Source organism: Alcanivorax sp. HI0044, assembly GCF_001634945.1.
Map to the genome: position 1 here is coordinate 1 of NZ_LWEZ01000902.1, position 467 is coordinate 467.

At 56.7% G+C, this 467-nt stretch carries 1 protein-coding gene; it reads left to right on the forward strand.

The genetic code is table 11. From position 1 onward, the window contains the following. Positions 1–158 precede the first annotated feature (158 nt). Positions 159–467: LptF/LptG family permease (locus A3730_RS10675; RefSeq protein WP_156501141.1), on the forward strand; the 309-nt coding region annotated here is incomplete at its 3' end.

Here is a 467-nt window from a genome sequence, read left to right on the forward strand (position 1 = left end):
TTGTACGTGGGCATGTTGTTGGTATGTCGCAGCGCCATTGAAGACCATAAAGGGGCGCTGCCCTGGTACCTGAGCATGATCTGGATCCACCTGAGCGCTGGGGCGGTGGTCTTTCTGCTCTACTTTGGCCGGCGCCTGTTCCGGCGGAGGGCGCGCTCATGAGATTGCTCAAGCGCTACTTCTGGCGGGCGGTGATGATCCCGACTCTGGCCATACTGTTTATTATTGTCGGGCTGGATTGTCTGTTCGGCTTTGTTTATGAGCTGGAGTTTCTCCGCGGCAATTATCAGGTCATGGAAGCGCTACAGTTTATCCTGACTACCACGCCGCGACGCTTTTACGAGTACATGCCCATGGCCATTTTGCTGGGCACCCTGATTGGTCTGGGGCTGCTGGCCAATAGCGGTGAGCTGTCGGTGATTCGTGCGGCTGGGGTTTCCACCCTGAAAGTGAGCTGGCTGGTACTG